The organism is Staphylococcus sp. EG-SA-17 (genome assembly GCF_017151845.1).
Classification (GTDB): Bacteria; Bacillota; Bacilli; order Staphylococcales; family Staphylococcaceae; genus Staphylococcus; species Staphylococcus aureus.
On the sequence record NZ_JACVZO010000164.1, the window covers coordinates 1 to 248 of the forward strand.

Annotated in this window: 2 pseudogenes; one reads left to right on the forward strand and one right to left on the reverse strand. The window is 30.6% G+C overall.

Going from position 1 to position 248, the window contains the following annotated elements:
• A pseudogene (locus IDG65_RS14570) lies at positions 1–127 on the forward strand (hypothetical protein); the annotation flags it as partial.
• Here IDG65_RS14570 and IDG65_RS14965 read toward each other — a convergent pair.
• A pseudogene (locus tag IDG65_RS14965) lies at positions 103–248 on the reverse strand (hypothetical protein); the annotation flags it as partial. The pseudogenes IDG65_RS14570 and IDG65_RS14965 overlap by 25 nt on opposite strands.

Below are 248 nucleotides of genomic sequence, written 5' to 3' on the forward strand. Positions count from 1 at the left end.
CGTAGCTTTCCAATATAATGATCAATATTCAGAAAGTATTTTAAGTTTTGTAAATAATGTACGTACTAAAGATGGTGGTACACATGAAGTTGGTTTTAAAACAGCAATGACACGTGTATTTAATGATGTAGATGCTTTAAAAATTGTGTCATCAGGTTTAAATGTTACTTTGGTACCTGTTTTCTTAGTTTTACCTTTTTTCACTAAACCAGAAGATGGCGAACCACCGTTTTTAAAACTTTGATGAT